Consider the following 15596-nt stretch of genomic DNA (forward strand, 5'->3'; position numbering starts at 1 on the left):
AATTTAGTTTCCAATCTCTTTTTTGTGAATGTTGTAAAGCTTACTGACACCATAGTAAACGCACTTTTCTTTTACTTTGTCATAGGTTGGGGATAATAGATATATTTTCATTGTATGAGAATGCTTTGCTTTTACTTGTAAAAGCCGATAGGATAATGATGATAAAACAAAGGAGCAGATTATGAGAAAAGTTATTTATATTCCTTTAGATGAGCGACCATGCAATCGCCTTTTTCCGATGATGATGGCAGAAAGTCAGCATACTATCGAAATAGTAAGTCCTCCTATAAGATTATTATCACAAAAAAAGAGGGCGGCTGATGTAGAAGGTCTTTGGGATTATGTGTTTCGTCAGATTGATACCAGTGAAGCTTTGATTATGCCCTTAGAAATGATGGGTTATGGTGGACTGCTGCCGTCACGTCTGCACCACCGTGACAATCAGCAGCGTAAAATTTTGATAGAACGCATTAAGCGATTAAAGATTATGGCACCTGATTTAAAAATTTATATGTCCGCTTTAATTATGCGTACGCCGCAATACAACAGTGCAGATGAAGAACCCGATTATTATGAAGAGTATGGGTACAGTTTATTTAGAAAGGCTTATCTATCAGATAAAAAGAAACGTGTCGGATTAAGCGTTAATGAAGATGAAGAACAAAACTCCATCGAGATCCCCGAAGTTTACCAAAGAGATTATGAAGAAAGACGTCAGTATAATCGTGAGACACTTTTGGATATATTAGAATTGGTAGAAAGTCAGGTTATTGATTTTATGGTTATTCCTCAAGATGATTCTTCTGAGTATGGCTATACGGCAATCGACCAGCAGCAGATCTGTGAAAAGATCAGAGAACTGCGCCTTCAGACAAAGGTCATGATGTATCCCGGTGCCGATGAATCAGGAGCGACTTTATTAGGTCGTTGTTTTAATGAGCTTATGGGACAATGTCCTAAAATATACCCTTATTTTTCCGGTATAAATGGACCTGCAATCATTCCTAAGTATGAAGATCGACCGATGTATGAAAGTTTACAGTCCCATATATATGCAGCCGGATGTCAAGAAGCAGAATCTGTCAGTGAAGCAGATTTCATCTTAGCGATCAACTGTCCGGGAAAAACAATGGAAGAAGCACCGATGCAGGGAGAAAAAGATATCAGTTATACCAGTCATCGTCATTTATTGAGCTTTGCCTATCACATCAGACAATGGTTGGATATGAATAAACCGGTCGCTTTGGCAGACTGTGCCTTTATTAATGGGGGAGAAGTAGAGTTAGTGACACTGTTTGACGATTTAGAAATTCTGGATCGTTTAATTTCCTATAAAGGCTGGAATACTTACTGCAATACCTTAGGTACTTCCATTGCACAAGGGATATTTGCTTATCACCAGTTAGATGTACATTCCATTACGCATCATCTGATTTATCATTTACTTGATGACTTATTTTATCAAGCGATCATACGTCCGCAGATTACAGCGACTTTAAAAGATAAGGGTCTCAGCTATTTTGATCTGAAAACTCAAGGAGCGCTCATTTCCAAGGAAATAGAAAGACAGATGCATCGTTATTATCAACATTTTATCAAGCATAGCTTTAAAAATGTAAAGATTACAGAATTAAAAGCCTATTCTCCTTGGAATCGCATGTTTGAAGTTGGACTGGAATTAAAAATAGAGGTAAAATAAAATGGAAATAAGAGAAGTACAGCAACAGGATAATCCACAGATAGAAGCCTTGATTAGAAGCTGTTTAAAAGAATATAATGCCGATAAACCGGGGTGTGCTTGGAGTGATCCGGATCTTGGACGTTTTTTTGAAATCTATCAGGGAGAAAATAAAAAATATTGGGTAGCGGTAGATAGTGGTAAGGTGGTTGCCGGTTGTGGGATTGGTCCACTGCCAATAGAAGGGATCTGTGAACTGCAGAAAATGTATGCTTATCCACAATATCGCGGTAAAGGAATTAGCCAGCAGCTCATGGATAAAGCATTGCTTTTTGCAAAAAAACATTATCAGAAATGCTATTTAGAAACGTTTTCTAATATGGTGCAGGCTATTCGTTTCTATCAGAAATATGGTTTTACTGCCTTAACCAAACCATTGTTTGAGAGTGAACACTATGCTTGTGACCGCTGGTTCATTTTAACTTTATAATGATAAATGCCATAAAAACAAATTGTTTCGATGGCATTTTTATTAGTTGAATATAAAGATTTTTGACAGCTATGTGATAAATAAAAATAATCATGGGAGAATATCCACATGATTATTTTTTGTACTGCAGCGAATATCTGCTTTTGAAAAAATATCCAGCTGTTTAAAATAGTTATTTTCTAATGGAATCCAGATCTCTTTAAACTTTTTAGCGAGATCAGGACCATTTCTTTTTAAAATATGTTCCATTTGTGTTTTGTCATCGATTGTTGTTATGATTTTTAAATCATAGTAATCGATAAGATCAGGATGTAAGCTGTAAGTTCCCTCGATAAAATTAATCGCATGAAAAGGAACAGTTTCTTTGTGGTCAGATAACTGCATTATGCTGCAGTCAAAAGGCTGATAGAGAATATTTTGCTGTTGACTTAAAGGTTTCAGCACTTCTTTAAGGAAACGTTCATGGTCAACATTTTCTCCCGGCATTTCCAGACGCTTAGAGGAACGCTGATGTGGCTGTAAGAAGAAATCATCCATGTGAAAGACATTTCCCTGATAGACTTCGTTTAATAAACCAGCCAAAGTTGTTTTTCCGGAACCGCATTTACCATCGATTGCGATCAAAAGTGTTTCTTTTTCAGCCTGTAACTGATTGATCTTTAAAAAAAGCGGGAAACAAAAAGCTAAGTCTGCTCGTATAACGCGGTAATGCGGATCATATTCTTCATGGTAGTGTTCAGAATGACTAATCGGATAAATCCCATTTTTTAAATACTGATCCATTTCCTGATGAATTGCTTCATCATTCAGCCACTTTTGACATTCTTCTAATTTGTGAATAAATGTATCGGTATTCCCTTGATATGTACGAGCAGTCCATGCAAATAACTGATGAAGTGTATAAGCTTCATCAGTGGTCAGATGCCCGAAATATAAACGGGCAAAACCGTTTCCGATGAGTTCCACTCTTATTGCCTGTTTTGACAGTGACTGACTTTCATCAATAATGCGCTGTAAGCTTTTTTGCTGATTGTGCAGCATATGTTCGCAGCCAAATTCATTTTGAAAGCAAAGCTTGATGATATCTTGTCCCTGCATTTGGGGATAGCGCTGCAGATGTTCTTTTAAAGTATCGATCATCGTTTAATTAAATGTGACTTTTCTAAAGTCAGGATAAGGATTGGAACGATAATGATTTGTAAGATAATTCCCGGAACTGCATTCGTAAAAGCACCTGCCATAAAAACAGCTAAGCCAAAGGCTTTTCCCGATGCACCGTATAAGACAGCTGATACTAATCCCCAAACAATACGACCACCCAGCATTGCCCCGATTAGTGAAATATAAGTGTTTAATGGTTTTTTTGAAAGAAGCTGATATAGCAGACCAGTTAATGCTCCATATGCAGCTAATTCAAATGCCATGGCAATAGCTGTAGGAAACATTGGCGGCATCCCAAAAATTGCACTTCTTAAAAGCGGCAAAATCACACCGACAATCAGTCCTAATGGCCAGCCACAGACAAATCCACAGATCAATACAGGTAAATGCATTGGCAAAAGCATACTTCCGATGCTGGGAATCTGTGCAGTAAAAAATGGTAATACAAAGCCTAAAGCTAAAAAGAATGCAGCTAAGACAATGTTTCGTGTAGTTAATGTTTTCAAAATAATACCTCCCATTCTCATGAAAAAATACCATAAAAATATCCCACATTTTATAAGCGGAATACCTTCATGGTATTGTATGTCACCTTCTGATGACGTTTCATTCATGTACTTAAAATTCTAGCGGAAAATATCAGTATTGTCAATCTTTAAAAAAATTATGATAATTTGAAAAAAGCTACGCCTTATTCTTGAATTAGGTATGATAGTATCAGGAGGCGATATGATGTTAACTATTGGATACGTAGGAAATGGAAAGAGCACAAATCGTTATCATCTTCCATTTGTAAAGAAAAGAGATACAATCAAAGTAAAAACGATCTATGACTTAGATGTTGAGCACGTTAAATGGGAGAAGATCGATGGTATTAAGTACACTGATCGAATCGAAGATCTGATGGAAGATCCTGACATTTTGTTGATCGTTGTCTGTACGACACAGCTTTATCATTATCAGTACGCTAAAATGGCACTGGATCATGGCAAGAATGTGCTGGTGGAAAAACCATTTATGATGACTTTAAAAGAAGCACAGGAGATATTTGCATATGCTAAAGAAAAGGGATTAGTGGTACAATGTTATCAAAACAGACGTTATGACTCAGATTTCTTAACAGTTCAAAAGGTTATTGAGAGTGGAAAACTCGGAGATTTATTAGAAGTAGAAATGCATTTTGATTATTATCGTCCGGAAATTCCCGAGGCAGTGCGTAACTATACTTTCTATAATAGCTATTTGTACGGACATGGATGTCATACATTGGATCAGGTGATCTCTTATTTCGGAAAGCCGGATACGATTCATTATGATGTCAGACAGTTATTAGGCAAAGGCAGAATGAATGATTACTTTGATTTAGATCTCTATTATGATCAGTTGAAAGTATCCGTAAAATCCAGCTACTTTAGAATTAAAAGCAGACCAAGCTTTGTCGTGTACGGAAAGAAAGGGATGTTTGTTAAAGAGACCAAAGATCGTATGGAAGAACATTTAAAGCTGTTTTATATGCCCGATCAGGAAGGCTTTGGTGTTGATCTTCCTGAGCATTACGGAACATTGACGTATTATGATGAAGAAGGTATTTACCATGAAGAAAAAGTAGTTAGTGAGATTGGGGATTATGGCAGAGTTTATGACGGACTTTATGAAGTGATTATTCATGGAAAAGAAAAGATCGTTAAAGATGAAGAAACATTATGGCAAATGGAAATTTTGGAGAAGGGAGCGAAGATGTGTGAATAAGATTAAAGTTGGAATTATCGGTTCAGGAATGATTGTTCATGACTTATTCCGATTTATAGAGGAGATTCCGGAATATGAGTTTTATGCAATTGCGGGTACTCCGCGCAGCATGGATCAGCTTAATGAGTTAAGCAATGAGCATCATATTCGCTATGTCTATATTGACTACAAGGAACTGCTTAAAAACGAAGAAGTAAACACCGTTTATATCGCAACGCCTAATCACTTGCATTATCAGATGTGCAAAGATGCTTTATTGATGGGAAAAAATGTTATCTGTGAAAAGCCGTTTACTTCAAATGGTAAAGAGTTAAAAGAATTAGTAGAGATCGCAAAGCAAAGGCAGCTGATTATGGTAGAAGCAATATCCAATCAGTATAATCGCAACTATCTTTCTATAAAGGAACATATGAATGAATTAGGTAAGATCAAGATTGTTCAATGTAATTATTCTCAATATTCATCTCGTTACAACGCTTTTAAACAAGGAACAATTTTGCCTGCTTTTGATTATCGGAAATCAGGCGGAGCGTTGATGGATCTGAATATCTATAATATCCATTTTGTAGTGGGACTCTTTGGTAAACCTGATAGAGTAGCGTATCTTGCTAACATTGAAAATAAAATTGATACATCCGGTATTTTAACGATGGATTATGGCTCTTTCAAATGTGTCTGCATTGGCGCAAAAGACTGTTCTTCCCCTGTAACAACTAATGTACAGGGAGATGAAGGCTGCATTCATTTAGATGTTCCATTGAATGTATGTTCCGCTTATACCCTTTATAAAAATGATAAAAGCAGACAGGAATTTAATTATACGAATGGGAAACATCGTATGTATGATGAGTTTGTGGCTTTTGCGAAAATTATTCAAGAAAATGATATTGAAACAAGTGATAAAATGTTAATGCATAGCCAGATCGTCATGGATGTCATCGATCAGGCAAAAGCATCTGCAAACCTTGTATTTGCAGCCGATGGCAGAGAGGAGAACAAATGATACGTTGGGGAATTATTGGATTTGGGCGAATTGCTCATAAATTCGCAGGCAGCATCGAAAATTTACCGGATGGTATGATTTATGCGGTGGCAACATGCAGTGGAGGACAAGATGATCCTTATTTAAAGGTACATCCAGAGGTTGTGGTGTACAAGGATTATGAAAGTTTATTAAATGATTCTAAGATCGATGCAGTTTATTTGGCATTGCCGCATAAATTCCATAAGGAATGGGCAATTAAAACTTTAGAAAAAAAGAAGGCAATTCTATGTGAAAAACCGGCAGTTCTGAATAGTGAGGATATGAAAGAAATCAAAGCTGTGGCATTAAAAGAAAAGACGTGTTTTTTAGAAGCCTTGAAAACAAAGCTTAATGATGGGATGGATCATTTAATTAAGGATCTTCCCTTGATTGGAAAAGTGGAAAATATTGAAGCCAACTTCTGTTCAAATGGACTGGCTTTAAAAGGTACAAACAGTTTTTTATTTGATAAGGAACAAGGCGGAGCATTGAATGATGTCGGACCTTATTTGTTAGGGTTTGTCTTGGACTTATTGAAAGATGAGGTTGTCGACCTGACTTCTACGTTAAAGATTGTGGATGATATTGATGAACATTTCCATGCTGCTTTGACATTTAAACAGGGAACAAAAGCTATTATTGAGGGGGCGATCGATGAAGCAAAAGAACGCTATGCCTTGATTATTGGAGATAAGGGTAAGATTATAGTACCGATGTTTAATCGTATTATTGATTATAAAATCGAGCTTAATGATGGAACAACATTAGAGCGTCGCTATCCTTTAGCCGGTGATGATATGACGAAGGAAATTGCTGAGCTTCAGCATTGTCTGACACATCATTTAAATGAAAGTCCACGTCATACAATGGATGATACGATCGAGATTATCGAACTGATGGAAAAGATCAGAAATAACAAATTAACAGTTGTGTAAGCGCTTTGTTAAAGGTATAATAGACTTAGATAAAAAATTAACATGGGAAAGGAAGTATTTATATATGGTAAAAATGGTTATTTGTTGTGCAAGTTCAATTACAACAAACGTCTTAGTTTCAAAGGTGATCAAAGCATGTGATGAGCAGAAATTCAATGCTCAGGTGTTGGCTTTGCCTGAAACAATGATTACAAAAGATATCGATGCGGACATTATTTTATTAGCTCCACAGATTCGCTATACTAAAGAGGAAGTAGAAAAAATCGTTAAAAATAAGATTCCTGTTGTAGTAATCAACAATATTGATTTTGCGACAATCAACGGTAATGCTGTTGTCGATTCAGTAAGAAAAATATTAAACAAATAATAAGGAGGATATGGTTCGCCATATCTTTTTTATTTGATAAGTTTCATTTTTAGGAACAGTTTCCTAATATTAAAAATTAGCTCTGATTTTAAAGAAACTTGCTATAATGTATGAGTTAATAAGGGGGATCATCATGTTAGAAGTATTCATAAAATCATCAGGCTTTGTTTTTATTATTGTTTTAGGGTTTATTTTAAAAAAAGTAGGATTCTTTAAAAAGGAAGATGGTCTGTTCTTTTCCAAGGTGGTTATGAATATTACGCTACCGGCTGCCTTGATTGCTAATTCAAGTGGAATGGAAATCAATTTGATTACGATCAGTATTATCTTGATAGGATTATGCTGTGGTTTTTTCAATATCTTTTTAGCGAAATATGTCAATCGCAAACAATCACCGATAACACGAGCATTAAGCATGATTAACTGTTCAGGATATAATATCGGTAATTTTGCTATTCCCTTTGCTTCCAGCTTCTTTGATGCAACCGGAATGATTTATATGTGTATGTTTGATATCGGCAATGCTTTTATGGGGTTAGGGGGAACTTATGCCCTGGCACGTAACGAAGTCGATGGACGGGGACGTTTGGATATTAAAAATCTCTGTTCAGTATTAGTAAGGTCGATTCCCTTTGATGTTTACTTGCTTTTATTTATCTTATCTTTATTTAATTTAACATTGCCGGCTCCTGTGACGACCATTGCTTCAATGATCGGTGGAGCAAACAGCTTTCTGGCGATGCTGATGATCGGAATTATTCTTGAAATAAAGATCACTCGTTCTCAGGCAAAAGCAGTTATCAAAATATTAGGAGTTCGCTATGTCGGTAATATCCTGTTAAGTGTTGCAGTATTCTTTATCCTGCCGCTTCCCTTGCTGGCAAAACAGATGGTCACTTTAATACTTTTCTGTCCGATCTCAACCGTGTCAGCGGTTTACAGTAAGATGATTGACAATGAAGATCCGGCACCGGCTTTAGCCAATTCCATCAGCATTTTAGTCAGTATTGCCACGATGACGGCCCTACTGTTAGTGTTTGTTAGTTAAATTTGTCGAAAAAACAGGTGCGAAATATGCATGAAAGCAATCCATCTATGATATAATTTACTAGTGTTAAACGAGGTGAAATAGATGAAAAAGTATATACTATGGGATTTTGATTGCACTCTTGCTTATCGTGATGGAAAATGGTCGAAAACGATGAATGATATTTTAGTGAGCCATCGTATCAATATTGCCTATGATTCATTAAGAGCGTTCATGGGCCGCGGACTTCCCTGGCATGAGTTTGAAAGACCGCATACTGAGTTATTAGGGAATAAAACATGGTGGGAACATGTTGAAAGCTATTTAGAAAGTGTATTTGTGATCTTAGGTGTAAGAGAAGTCCATGCTAAAGCGTATGCAAAAGAGTTTAAAGATCGTTATCTCGATTTAAGTCAATGGCATGTCTATGAAGATACTGTTGAAACATTAGAGAAACTTTCAGAGGAAGGATATACGCATATCATAGCCTCAAATCATGTGCCGGAATTAAAGCAGCTCTGCGAGCAATTAAATTTAGACCAGTATTTTGAAAAAATATACAGTTCTGCGTTGATGGAATATGATAAACCGAATGTGAAATTCTATCAAGAAATCTTGAACGATTTGAATAATCCTGAAGATATTGTTATGATTGGCGATAATTATAATGCAGATATTCGCGGAGCCAAACATGCGGGAATCACGGCTATCTTAGTTAGAAGTGAAAATACACTGCACTATGAACATTATTCCAAAGATTTAAAGGGAGTAGCAGATTTATTAGAAAAAATAAAAAATGCTAAGATCAGTGCTTAGCTTAAAATCGAACTTACTGCAACAGTAAGTTTTTTTATTTAAATAAAGGTGCAGCTAACGGAACAATGATTACGGTTAAGATACCAGTAACGACAATTGCTAAAGAACTCATAGCGGCTTGTATCTCTCCCAGTTCCAAGGCTTTGCTGGTGCCGATCGCATGTCCGGAAGCCCCCAGTGCCAATCCCTGAGCAATCGGATCATTAATATGAACCCATTTAAAAATAGACGGAGCAATGACCGAAGCAAAGATCCCCGTAATGATGACCGCTGCGACTGTAATGCCGCTGATACCGCCGACTTCTTCGGTTAATCCAATCGCGATCGCAGTAGTAATTGATTTTGGTAATAGAGAGATTCCTATTGTGCGATCTATTTGCCAAAGCAATGCCATACCGCCAACGACCGCAAAACACGTCATACAGCCTGCTACTAAGGCAATAAAAATAATAAAAAGATGATCCTTTAAAATTTTGAATTCACGATAAAGCGGTAAAGCTAAACAAACCGTTGCCGGTGTCAGCAAATAGGTTAGGTATTGCGCTCCTTGGTTAAATGTCGAGTAATCGATATCTAAAAGCATCAGTAATACAATAATTAAAGCTGTAGCTATTAAAAGAGGATTGCACAAAGCTATTTTCGTTTTATTTTTAAGCTTGGTGCCTAAATAATAAGCCAGTAAACTTAAAACAAGACCAAAATAAGCGGAGTTTATCATTACATCATTCATGGTGTTTCTCCTTATGTGTTATCATCATCTGGGCAGTCATTCCGGTTACGATCATAATAAGGAATGTCGAAACTAACACAATCACAATAAACGGAATCAGCGAGCTAGATAACAGGCTGAAATTTTCCATAACCCCGACACTAGGACCTACAAACATGATCGGCATAACCAGTAAAAGAAAATCAGCGGTTTCTTTGATATCCTCTTCTTTAATAATTCCGGTCAATAAACAAATAAAAAGAATGATCATTCCATACACGCTCGAAGGAATCGGAAGCGGTAAGAAATAATGCAGCAGTTCCCCTATCAAGGTGATGCCGCCAATGATCATAAACTGAAATAAATACCCCATATTATCCCACACTTTCCTTACTTTGGTATGATAGCATATTCTTTCTTGATTGTTAATATTGGAAAAGGAAATAGTTGCAGATTAAATCAATTTATGTATAATGGCTACAGGAGGAATCAAATGAATACAAAAGTGAAATCATTGATCTATTGTTCACTGGGAGCCTGTATGATCGCTGTTGGGGCACAGCTCACAGTCGTTTTACCAATGACGGCGGTCCCAATCACAATGCAGACGCTGTCAGTGTATGTTATCGCCTGTTTATATGAAAGAAAGCAGGCGGTGCTGGCTTGTTTGATCTATTTGTTGTTAGGGGCTGTAGGATTGCCTGTATTTGCCGGGTTTTCCGGAGGAATTTTCTCATTAATTGCCCCAACCGGCGGATATTTGATTGCTTTGCCAGTTATGGCATTTGTAATCGGAAAACTGCTTAAAAGAAAGATCATAGCACTGATCGTTGGAACGATTGTCTGTTATACATTAGGAACACTTTGGTTTATGTTCTGCATGAAGGTGGCATTGCTGCCGGCATTAACCTTATGTGTCTTTCCTTTTTTAATCGGTGATACATTAAAAATAGTATTAACCATTCTTATAACTAAACGCATCAGAAAACTTTAAAAGTTTCTGATCTGTTTAGTTCTTTTCATTATTTATAAAAATCTTTCCGGCATACTTTATAGTGAGGTGGGAAATAATGCCAAGCATCATTCATAATCAAGCAGAAGTCACTTATCATTACGAACAGTCTGTTGGCAATATTCGCTCTAACATTGTTGAAACTATTATTGAAGATATTCTGCCCATCAAAGCTCACATGACATCTCTGCAGTCTGCTTTTAATCTCAACGAGGTTATCACTTATCTGATACAAATAGAAAACATGGGAACAGAATCGCTTTCTGTCACGATGAAAGTGTCTCTCCCGATATGTTCAACCTATCAGTTGGGATCTTTAAAAGTATTTATTAACAGCGTTGAAATACCAATCGTACCGACCGTCGAAGCAAATATACTTTATATCACACTCCCAAAGAATATGTCACCTCAAGATAAGGGAATTATCCTTTACTGTATGAAAGTGGATTCAAATATTGATCCTTGCCTCTGCGCTATAACTTCTTCTCTTTATATCACAGCCCATAGCGAAGATGGCAGCACTTATAATGTAGAACCGCCGTCAAGTGTTACGTTGCATAAAGAAACAGCCAGTCAGCTTGTTTTATGCGGTCAATGGACACAAGATTATAGAACACTCACTTATACCATTCAACTCTTAAACTACGGAAATTTAGAAGCAACGCATATAACGTTAATGGATTGGCTGCCCTTCTCCTTTAACATTCATCAAATCATCGTAGAAACCAATGAAAACCAAGTCATATATTCACCGGATCAATATCAATACAATCGCTTAAATGGGATGATTCTTCTGCCTAATGCCAATACAGCATCTCTTAACGTTCCTGCCGCTACTCTTACTTCGCCTGGCAGAACCGTGATCAAGATCACTGGTACTATCGCAAAATAACAGTCTTCCTGCCTCATAAAAACCGAGCATCTTAGGATACTCGGTTTTGCTTTATTAACTGTATCAGTTCTTTATCATCACAGGGTCTGCCAAACAGAAAGCCTTGTATATAATCGGCAGAGAATTCTTTAATGATCTCATATTCTTGAGCAGATTCAACACCTTCTACACAGACCGCAATATTTACTTCATGACATAACTCGATGATCATGCGTACTAATGTGATATCAAAAGGGCTATGGGTAATCTTTTCCACAAAAGCCTGATCGATTTTAATAATATCTGCCGGGCATTGCTTGAGGACACTTAAAGAAGCATAGCCGGTACCAAAATCATCCATTGCAATCGTAATACCCAGATCACGTAAAGACTGATAGATATTGGATATATTGTCAGACGCTAAATAGCTTTCTGTAAACTCTACGATAATATTATGAGGATCAAGCTGCTGCTTATCCAAGGTTTCCTTGATAAAAGGAATGATGGGAGCCGGACTGACCTGTACATAAGATAAGTTAATGCTCACAATAAAATCAGGATCGGTCTTGATAAACTCTTTGGCTTTACGAACAGCTTCTTCAAAGACCCAGCGGCCAACTTTAATAATCATGCGAGTATCTTCAAGCAAAGGAACAAATTCTGATGGAGAAATGGTTCCATAAGCCGGACTGGTCCAACGAAGCAAGGCTTCAGCTCCACGTATTTTTTTAGAATCGGTATATACGATAGGCTGGAATTGCAAAGAAAAGCCTTCAAAGTTATTTTCTGCACTTTCTCGCAGTTCTTCGGTCAGCGTCAATTTACGAAGATGATCAAAAACAATCTGATCTGAAAAGAAGTTTAACTGATCTTTCCCATTCTTTTTACTTGTTTCTAAGGCATAGCTGGCATATTTAAAGAGATTGATATAAACATTGGCATTCTCCGGATAGATGGCACAGCCGGCAGATATGCTGCAGTAATAGCGTTCATTCATATACTGCTGATGATGTGAAAATGGTGCTTTGATTTGATTATATAGGACTTCGATCTGTTGGGAAGAATAATCTTTTAAAAGCACGGCAAATTCATCAGCATCAAGTTTATAGACTGTTGCTTCTTTTGGTACAGTTTCACAAATAGTCTGTGCTGCGTTCTTTAATACTTCATCGCCAAAAGCATGATCGCGCAATTGATTAATGGATTTGAAGTTGTCTAAATTTAAAAGGAGTAAGGCTAAGGGGGTTGAAGTAGCCTGAATATACTGTTTAAGATCTTCTTCTAAGGCAAATTTATTGAATAAACCGGTTAACGTGTCAATCTTTTCTTTTCGTCCGATATTTGAAATGATTCCAGCAAATAAGTCAGGTTCTCCCAAGGCATCAAAAATGACTTTTCCTTTGCAGCGGAGCCACACCCATTCATGATAACGATTAATGGCGCGGTACTCCACACAATGATCACTCACTCTGCCATCAATGATTTCCTGATTACTTTTTAAAAATAATTCTTTATCTAAAGGATGCACCTTGCTTCCCCAGATCGCCGCAGCATTCTTTAACACTTCTCCAGGCAAGTTAAACTCTTTGACCATCTTAGGAGAATAGCGGAATAAACCGGTTTTCATATTGCAGATATATACATAATCATCTGTACTTTCCACTAAAGCGTCATAAAGATGTTCTTTATCATATTCAAAATCTTCAATTTTGACAGTGTGAACATTATCTGTTTGCAGCAAAGCTTCATTTTGACGAAGATGAACTAAACGTTTTTGTTCATACATCTTTTCGTCGGCAATCGTAAGCAATGTTTCCAAATCCAGCTGATTATCAGGCTTAACAGTAATCATCCCATAGCAGAAGCCAAGCTCATAGGGAATATCTAAAATCTTTTTTAAATGACATAGTTTTTTGGCAGCACCTCGCATTATATCACGTACTTGAATAGGGGCAGTATTATAGAACGCTAAAACAAATTCATCTCCACTCAAGCGGAAAAACAGATCCTGCTGACTGATAAGAGATTGAATAGCTTCGGTGATATAACGAATCTTGTTATCTCCTACTTGGTGCCCATAATGGTCATTAGTTTGTTTTAAACCATTGATATCCATAAGGACCAAACAAAGTGACTTTTGATTTATCCTTACACGATTTAATAGAATTTGAAGCTCTATTTTACCGGCACGGCGATTGGTAAGCTTGGTTAATTCATCAATATTTGCCACTTTGGAGATTTTTTTAAAATCAGTGATATCTGTGGATTGCTGTAGATGAACAAGACGTCCATCCAGCCAACGGATTAAACTGTCTTTATTTTTATAATAGTGCTGATCGATTGTATTCTTTTCTTCCCAGGTAATACTTTTTTCCGGGTTTTGCTTTAAACGTTCAATCGGACAGAACTCACATCGCTTTGTTTTTCCCTTTTTCAGTATTTGCCAGCAAGTTTTACCAATCGGATTTTCTAATTGATAAACCTGCTTCATCGGGTCGTTCATAAACAGGATTTCATCGCTTTGGGGATCTGTTACATAAATATAATCAGAGATTCCATTAATAACGGTATAAAATAATTTCTCATAAGCCGATTTTTCTAAGCCATGGATTAATTCACCCGCATATAAGTCAATTAGCTTACAGCAGATATGATAATCGTTAACGTCAATAGGAGCGTTAAGGCGATGTCCGATCAAAGCAATCCCAATCGGAACCTGCTGGTAATTAATAATGTGGATGTGAGGATCAGTTTGCTTATTTATTTGCGGATAATGCTTATCGATATAGGCGGTTACAAAGGAGCGGGTAATCGAAGTATTCAATGGAATATGATGAAATAAATCGCTTAGCAAAGAAAGCAGCTGCTTTTGATTGCACGAATCTTTTCCCCATAAATAAGGCGGAGTTACTTTCTTTTGATTATAAAAGTAACGAATGCCTAAACAATCTATATCAAGGATATGATCGATAAAAGCAGTAAGTACTTTTCTTTTATCCTCTTCCCCATTAGGGAGGAAAATTTGCTGATCTGACGGTTCTTCCGTTTTATTTATGTTATCCTGTTTCATTTTCTCACCTCATTAAATCTATATAGTTTAATTATATACTAAAATGACGGGTGATGTTTAAATTTATTTTATGATCTGTTTCCAATATTGAAAAAACGGTTATTCTATTAAGAAAGAATGTTAAGTTATGCCACAATTTGTTGGCATATCCATATATAGCGAAGATACTTTGAATCAAGTAAAATAGAAGTAGAGGAAGGGGAGATTCCAATGAAATGTAAGAAATGCGGAACAGAGATGAAGGATGCGAAATTCTGTCCTGAATGCGGAGCGAAGGCCCCTAATCATTTTAATCAAATGGTGGAGGCAGAGAGTCATCAGAAGGAAAAACAAAAAGCAATTCGCCAGAAACAATTAGAGAAAGAAAAAAGAATCATACAGGAAAAAGGATTGAAAAATAATTATGTTCTCTATTCGTTTATCTTTGGATTGATCGGAGCAGCTTTAGTTTTATGGCCTGCCGGATTAGAAATTCAAACCCAATGGTGGTACAGTGTATTAGTCCTTGTCTTTGGATTCTGTGGTTATTTTACAGCGAGAAAGGCACGTATTTTGAATGTCCAATATTTCAATCGCTACCGTGTACATTTAAATCCAAGACTATCTAAATTAGGCTTAGGCTTATCAATCTTCTCATTGGGAGCAGGCGTATTCATGGGAACGTTCGTGATGATGCTTTATATGTAA

16 protein-coding genes are annotated in these 15596 nt (G+C 36.7%); 11 read left to right on the plus strand and 5 right to left on the minus strand.

Translation table 11 applies throughout. From position 1 onward, the window contains the following. Nucleotides 1-181 precede the first annotated feature (181 nt). Nucleotides 182-1699, plus strand: coding sequence for a DUF4127 family protein (locus ACLRVU_RS04760; RefSeq protein ID WP_412890918.1), 1518 nt, complete (start codon nt 182-184; stop codon nt 1697-1699). A 1-nt stretch (nt 1700) separates the two neighbouring features. After that, nucleotides 1701-2168 (plus strand): GNAT family N-acetyltransferase, encoded by a 468-nt coding sequence (locus tag ACLRVU_RS04765; RefSeq protein ID WP_412890919.1) that lies wholly within the window; start codon nt 1701-1703, stop codon nt 2166-2168. Between the two features lie 90 nt (nt 2169-2258). Here ACLRVU_RS04765 and ACLRVU_RS04770 read toward each other — a convergent pair whose 3' ends face one another. Both ACLRVU_RS04770 and ACLRVU_RS04775 read right to left on the minus strand, forming a co-directional pair. Further along, on the minus strand, nt 2259-3308 hold the full coding sequence (locus ACLRVU_RS04770) for a hypothetical protein (protein WP_412890920.1): 1050 nt from the start codon (nt 3306-3308) through the stop codon (nt 2259-2261). Continuing rightward, nucleotides 3305-3835, minus strand: coding sequence for an ECF transporter S component (locus ACLRVU_RS04775; RefSeq protein ID WP_412890921.1), 531 nt, complete (start codon nt 3833-3835; stop codon nt 3305-3307). Before ACLRVU_RS04775 ends, ACLRVU_RS04770 begins: the two co-directional genes overlap by 4 nt. 226 nt (nt 3836-4061) lie before the next feature. Between ACLRVU_RS04775 and ACLRVU_RS04780 the strand changes: the two genes are divergently transcribed. From ACLRVU_RS04780 to ACLRVU_RS04805, 6 genes are all read left to right on the plus strand, one after another. Beyond that, a complete protein-coding gene (locus tag ACLRVU_RS04780) occupies nt 4062-5078 on the plus strand; it encodes a Gfo/Idh/MocA family oxidoreductase (RefSeq protein ID WP_412891173.1) in 1017 nt (338 codons plus the stop codon). Nucleotide 5079: 1 nt separating this feature from the next. Next, nucleotides 5080-6081: a Gfo/Idh/MocA family protein gene (locus tag ACLRVU_RS04785; RefSeq protein ID WP_412891174.1), complete on the plus strand. Its 1002-nt coding sequence runs from the start codon at nt 5080-5082 to the stop codon at nt 6079-6081. After that, nucleotides 6078-7037 (plus strand): Gfo/Idh/MocA family protein, encoded by a 960-nt coding sequence (locus ACLRVU_RS04790; protein WP_412890922.1) that lies wholly within the window; start codon nt 6078-6080, stop codon nt 7035-7037. The genes ACLRVU_RS04785 and ACLRVU_RS04790 overlap by 4 nt, the downstream gene beginning before the upstream one ends. A 64-nt stretch (nt 7038-7101) precedes the next feature. Further along, entirely contained in the window at nt 7102-7404 is a 303-nt protein-coding gene (locus ACLRVU_RS04795; RefSeq protein ID WP_412890923.1) for a PTS sugar transporter subunit IIB, read from the plus strand. A gap of 133 nt (nt 7405-7537) precedes the next feature. After that, nucleotides 7538-8452 carry an AEC family transporter gene (locus ACLRVU_RS04800; protein ID WP_412890924.1) on the plus strand — a complete coding sequence of 305 codons (915 nt, stop codon included), beginning with the start codon at nt 7538-7540 and terminating at the stop codon, nt 8450-8452. 84 nt (nt 8453-8536) lie between these two features. After that, nucleotides 8537-9247, plus strand: a complete 711-nt coding sequence (locus ACLRVU_RS04805; RefSeq protein WP_412890925.1) for an HAD family hydrolase — start codon at nt 8537-8539, stop codon at nt 9245-9247. Nucleotides 9248-9281: 34 nt separating this feature from the next. Here ACLRVU_RS04805 and ACLRVU_RS04810 read toward each other — a convergent pair whose 3' ends face one another. Then, the gene (locus ACLRVU_RS04810) at nt 9282-9977 is read right to left on the minus strand and encodes an LrgB family protein (RefSeq protein WP_412890926.1); all 696 of its coding nucleotides are present in this window, start codon (nt 9975-9977) and stop codon (nt 9282-9284) included. Beyond that, nucleotides 9970-10329 carry a CidA/LrgA family protein gene (locus ACLRVU_RS04815; RefSeq protein WP_412890927.1) on the minus strand — a complete coding sequence of 120 codons (360 nt, stop codon included), beginning with the start codon at nt 10327-10329 and terminating at the stop codon, nt 9970-9972. Before ACLRVU_RS04815 ends, ACLRVU_RS04810 begins: the two co-directional genes overlap by 8 nt. 120 nt (nt 10330-10449) lie before the next feature. Here ACLRVU_RS04815 and ACLRVU_RS04820 point away from each other — a divergent pair, with 120 nt between their 5' ends. Both ACLRVU_RS04820 and ACLRVU_RS04825 read left to right on the plus strand, forming a co-directional pair. After that, the gene (locus ACLRVU_RS04820) at nt 10450-10950 is read left to right on the plus strand and encodes a biotin transporter BioY (protein ID WP_412890928.1); all 501 of its coding nucleotides are present in this window, start codon (nt 10450-10452) and stop codon (nt 10948-10950) included. 76 nt (nt 10951-11026) lie between these two features. Further along, nucleotides 11027-11860 carry a hypothetical protein gene (locus ACLRVU_RS04825; RefSeq protein ID WP_412890929.1) on the plus strand — a complete coding sequence of 278 codons (834 nt, stop codon included), beginning with the start codon at nt 11027-11029 and terminating at the stop codon, nt 11858-11860. Nucleotides 11861-11891: 31 nt separating this feature from the next. Here the strand turns inward: ACLRVU_RS04825 and ACLRVU_RS04830 are convergent, their stop codons facing one another. Then, nucleotides 11892-14909: a diguanylate cyclase domain-containing protein gene (locus ACLRVU_RS04830; RefSeq protein ID WP_412890930.1), complete on the minus strand. Its 3018-nt coding sequence runs from the start codon at nt 14907-14909 to the stop codon at nt 11892-11894. A gap of 210 nt (nt 14910-15119) precedes the next feature. Here ACLRVU_RS04830 and ACLRVU_RS04835 point away from each other — a divergent pair, with 210 nt between their 5' ends. After that, nucleotides 15120-15596 (plus strand): zinc ribbon domain-containing protein, encoded by a 477-nt coding sequence (locus ACLRVU_RS04835; protein WP_147549339.1) that lies wholly within the window; start codon nt 15120-15122, stop codon nt 15594-15596.

Source organism: Beduini sp. (genome assembly GCF_047239305.1).
Taxonomy (GTDB): Bacteria; Bacillota_I; Bacilli_A; order Erysipelotrichales; family Coprobacillaceae; genus Beduini.